We start from the raw sequence: 3,784 nt of genomic DNA on the forward strand, positions 1-3,784 counted from the left end.
TTGCTGTGCCCGCGCCCGACCTCGTGCCGGGCCGGCCGCTGGTCGCGCCGGCGGCCTACGCCCCGCAGTCCCCGGGCGAGGTCCGCCCGCTCGACCACTCCGAGCCGACGCACCTGCGGATCTCCCGGGTCGGCATCGACACCGATCTGATGGACCTGGGGTTGAATCCGGACCGGACGCTGGAGGTCCCGCCGGACGCGGCGGACGCCCCCGCGGGTTGGTACCGCAACGCGGCCTCCCCCGGGGAGAACGGGCCCGCGGTGATCGTCGGCCACCTGGACTCCCCCGCCGACAAGGGCGTGTTCTTCAATCTCGGAGCCGTGCGCGAGGGGGACACGATCGAGGTGAGCCGCCGGGACGGCAGCGCAGTCACCTTCACCGTCGACATGGTCGCCCTGTTCGCCCGCGACGCCTTCCCCACCGCCGGCGTCTACGGCTCGACCGAGCACCCGGGCCTGCGCCTGGTCACCTGCGGCGGGAAGTTCTCCCGTGGGGCCGGCTACGAGGACAGTGTGATCGTGTTCGCCTCGCTCACCGGGTCCGACGTCCCGGCGCAGAAGCCGTCCTACACCTGGTGGAGATGAGCCCTCCGACGGGCCCGAGAGGACTATCGTCGGTGCCATGTCCGAACGAGCAGCCGAGAACGAGCCCGACCCCGGCGGCGACACCGAGATGTTCCGCGCGTTCGCCGAGCGGGAGCAGAATTACCAGCCCCAGTCCGCGTCCAAGGGCCCGATCGTGGTGGCGGTCGCCGCCGTCGTGGTCGCCCTGGTCGTGTTCCTGGTGATCATCGCGCTGGGGTAGGAGTGGCTAGGCGCGCAACCGCTCCACCGCGGCCGCGACCCGCTCGTCGGTCGCAGTCAGGGCCACCCGCACGTGACGCGCGCCCGAGGTGCCGTAGAAGTCACCCGGCGCGACCAGGATTCCGCGGTCGGCGAGCCAGTCCACGGTGGCCCAGCAGTCCTCGCCGCGCGAGGACCACAGGTACAGGCCGGCCTCCGAATGGGTGATGGTGAAGCCCGCGCCCTCCAGGGCCGTCCGCAACGCGGACCTGCGGGCGGCGTAGCGCTCACGCTGCTCGGCGACGTGGTCGAGATCCCCCAGTCCGGCGACCATCGCGGCCTGCACCGGCGCGGGGACGATCATCCCGGCGTGCTTGCGCACGTCCAGCAGCCCGGCGACCAGGGTGGGATCGCCCGCCACGAAGGCCCCCCGGTACCCGGCCAGGTTCGAGCGCTTGGACATCGAGTGGATCGCGAGCAGCCCGTGGTGCGAGGCGCCGCAGATGTCCGGGTGCAGGACCGAGACCGGATCGGTGTCCCAGCCGAACTCGGCGTAGCACTCGTCGGAGGCCAGCACGACCCCGTGCTCGCGCGCCCACGCGACCAGCGCGCGCAGCTGGTCCGGGCTCAGCACGCGTCCCGTCGGGTTGGCCGGTGAGTTGACCCAGAGCAGCCGAACCCGGCCCGCGCCCGGATCGAGCTGGGACAGCGACGAGGACAGCGACGCGGACAGCGTCTGGGACAGCGTCTGGGACAGCGTCTGGGACAGCGTCTGGGACAGCGTCTGGGACAGCGTCTGGGACAGCGTCTGGGACAGCGTCTGGGACAGCGTCGCCGGGTCGTCCCCGGTGACCGGGGTGGCCCCGGCCAGCCGGGCCCCGACGTCGTAGGTCGGGTAGGCCAGTTCAGGGTGCGCGACGACGTCGCCGGCGCCCAGGCCCAGCAGGGTCGGCAACCACGCGACCAGTTCCTTGGACCCGATCGTCGGCAGCACAGCGGTCGGAGCGAGCCCGGCGACGCCGAAGCGGTCGGCGAGGAAGCCGGCGATAGCCTCGCGCAGCGCGGGGGTGCCGGCGGTGAGCGGATACCCCGGGGCGTCCGAAGCCGCCGCCAGCGCCCGCTGGATCACGGCCGGAGCCGGATCCACCGGGGTGCCCACCGAGAGGTCGACAAGGCCGCCTGGCGCACCGGCCGCCTTGGCCTTGGCGGGCTGGAGCCGGTCCCACGGGAAATCCGGCAGGCGGGACGCGAGGCTCATCAGTTTCCCTTGGCGGTGATCAGCCGGGATGGATCGCAAGGCGGAGGAGAAGCCGTGTACGCACTACCGGCGACGACGACAACGCCGCGAGCCGCCCGGCTGACGCCGCCAAGCTACTCGGCGTGCTCCTGGGGCGGCATGGCCGCGACCATCGGGTGGTCACGCTCGGTGTTGCCGAGCTTGGCGGCACCACCGGGCGACCCGATCTCGGAGAAGAACTCCACGTTGGCCTTGTAGAAGTCCTTCCACTGGTCCGGGGTGTCGTCCTCGTAGTAGATGGCCTCAACCGGGCACACCGGCTCACAAGCACCACAGTCCACGCACTCATCCGGGTGGATATACATCATCCGGCCGCCCTCGTAGATGCAGTCCACGGGGCATTCCTCGATGCAGGCCTTGTCCTTCAAGTCGACGCAAGGCTGCGCGATCACGTAGGTCACTGGTGGGTCCTCCTCGAGCGTCCGCACCTAGTATCCCGACATCGGCCGCGCGTCCAAATCAGGGGTTGCCAAACCGGGAGTTAACCGTTGTCACCGAGTTTCGCCATCCGTTACGAGCTGTCGATCTCGGCAGCCGACGTGGGATCGCGGGTCTCGGTGCGCCGGAAGCTCCCCGAGGGGGGCCTGGGCGACGTGCTCGGTGAGCTCACGGGATGGGCGGACGGGCACCTGACGGTACGTCGCAAGGACGGCTCCGGCGTCCGGATCCCCGAAACCGACCTGATCGCGGGGAAGGTCGTCCCGGCCCGGCGGGTGATCGCCCGCCGGCACGACCTGATCGGTGACCTCGACCTGGAAGAGGTCGCCGCCCTGGGTTGGCAGGGGCTGGAGACCGCCCGCCTCGGCGGCTGGCTGCTGCGGGCCTCCGGTGGCTGGACCGGTCGGGCGAACTCGGCCCTGCCCCTGGGTGACCCCGGCCTGGACCCCGAGGCCGCGATCGACGCCGTCACCGCCTGGTACACCGAGCGCGGCCTGAGTCCGATGTTTCAGGTTCCGGTGCCGCTCGCCGCCGAGCTGGACGTCCGGCTCGGGGCCCGCGGCTGGGAGTGCCTGTACGGCCCGGGCGGCATCCACCTGATGTCCGGCGACATCGCGACCGTCCTCCAACGAGCTGAGGCGGCCGGCCCGGCGCCCACCGGCCTGCCGCCGGTGACCCTCGGCGCCGAGCCCTCCCCCGGTTGGCTCGGGGTCTACCGCTACCGCGACGGCGATCTGCCGCCGGTGGCGGTCGACGTGCTGCGCAAGGCCGCGGCGCCGGTGTTCGCGGAGGTCACCGAGGGCGGGGCGACGCTGGCCACCGGCCGGGGCGCGGTCGATGCCGGTTGGCTGGGCATCTTCGCGATGGAGACCGCCGAGGCGGCCCGTCGGCGGGGTCTGGCCGGACACGTCATGCTCGCGCTGCTCCGGCATGCCGCGGCTGCCGGGGCCCGGCACGTGTATCTGCAGGTGTCCGCCGAGAACACCGGCGCGGTAAGGCTCTACACCGAACTCGGTCTGACGGTGCATCACAAGTACCACTACCGGCGGATGTCGCCATGAGCGCCTCACGTGAGGAGTTCGCCGCCCTGATGGCCGTCCCGGACTCGTCGCTGGCCCGGGCCGCTCTGCTGATGGGGCTGGAGTCCGACCCCGATCTCGACCTCGACGTCTCCCTCGGCCGGCTGGACGCGCTGGCCGAGATCGTCGGCGCCGGCCTGCCGGGCGCGGCCGGCCCGGCCGCCCTGGGTCTGCGGCCAGCTTGGCCG

5 protein-coding genes and 1 pseudogene are annotated in these 3,784 nt (G+C 72.1%); 4 read left to right on the forward strand and 2 right to left on the reverse strand.

Translation table 11 applies throughout. The features are described from left to right. Window positions 1-584, forward strand: a 584-nt coding sequence (locus H0X00_RS22475) for a class F sortase (RefSeq protein WP_293775002.1), incomplete at its 5' end; no start/stop codon positions are given. Window positions 585-621: 37 nt separating this feature from the next. Continuing rightward, a complete protein-coding gene (locus tag H0X00_RS22480; protein WP_293775003.1) occupies window positions 622-804 on the forward strand; it encodes a hypothetical protein in 183 nt (60 codons plus the stop codon). A gap of 6 nt (window positions 805-810) precedes the next feature. On the opposite strand, the gene dapC is transcribed toward H0X00_RS22480, so the two are convergent. Together dapC and fdxA are read right to left on the reverse strand one after the other, a co-directional pair. Beyond that, window positions 811-2,040, reverse strand: coding sequence for a succinyldiaminopimelate transaminase (gene dapC, locus H0X00_RS22485; protein ID WP_293775004.1), 1,230 nt, complete (start codon window positions 2,038-2,040; stop codon window positions 811-813). A gap of 113 nt (window positions 2,041-2,153) precedes the next feature. Then, window positions 2,154-2,480, reverse strand: a complete 327-nt coding sequence (gene fdxA, locus H0X00_RS22490) for a ferredoxin (protein WP_367186736.1) — start codon at window positions 2,478-2,480, stop codon at window positions 2,154-2,156. An 87-nt stretch (window positions 2,481-2,567) separates the two neighbouring features. On the opposite strand from fdxA, the gene H0X00_RS22495 reads away from it, so the two are divergent. Both H0X00_RS22495 and H0X00_RS22500 read left to right on the forward strand, forming a co-directional pair. Continuing rightward, window positions 2,568-3,578 carry a GNAT family N-acetyltransferase gene (locus H0X00_RS22495; RefSeq protein WP_293775006.1) on the forward strand — a complete coding sequence of 337 codons (1,011 nt, stop codon included), beginning with the start codon at window positions 2,568-2,570 and terminating at the stop codon, window positions 3,576-3,578. Then, window positions 3,575-3,784: pseudogene (locus H0X00_RS22500) on the forward strand (hypothetical protein); the annotation flags it as partial. The gene H0X00_RS22495 and the pseudogene H0X00_RS22500, both read left to right, overlap by 4 nt.

This window comes from Sporichthya sp. (assembly GCF_013815995.1).
Taxonomy (GTDB): Bacteria; Actinomycetota; Actinomycetes; order Sporichthyales; family Sporichthyaceae; genus Sporichthya.

Coding starts and splice junctions, on each gene's coding strand:
- H0X00_RS22480 (WP_293775003.1), top strand. CDS start 622: ATGTCCGAACGAGCAGCCGAGAACGAGCCCGACCCCGGCGGCGACACC.
- dapC (WP_293775004.1), bottom strand. CDS start 2,040: ATGAGCCTCGCGTCCCGCCTGCCGGATTTCCCGTGGGACCGGCTCCAG.